The 258-nt window shown below is 57.4% G+C and carries 1 protein-coding gene; it reads right to left on the bottom strand.

What is annotated here, in order from left to right; genetic code table 11:
* Window positions 1–258: class I tRNA ligase family protein (locus KVS69_RS19830; RefSeq protein WP_217539813.1), on the bottom strand; the 258-nt coding region annotated here is incomplete at both ends.

A 258-nucleotide genomic window follows, 5' to 3' on the forward strand; every position in this document is an offset into this window, starting at 1 on the left:
CGTTTCGAATTCGGTCGGCTTCCCGGCCTCATCGAAGGCGATCGGATATTGATAGGTGACGCCCTCTTCCAGCGGATAACGCAGGTGCCAGAGATTGCCCTTGAGCTCGATCTGCTCGACTTCCATGTCGGAAATCGCCGTCAGCAGTTTCGGGTCCCAGTTGACGAGGCGCTTGTCCTTGTAGATCAGGCCCTGCTTGTAGAGCATGACGAAGACTTCGAGAACGGCCTTCGACAGGCCCTCGTCCATGGTGAAGCG

This window comes from Stenotrophomonas sp. GbtcB23, assembly GCF_019091045.1.
Lineage (GTDB): Bacteria > Pseudomonadota > Gammaproteobacteria > Xanthomonadales > Xanthomonadaceae > Stenotrophomonas > Stenotrophomonas rhizophila_A.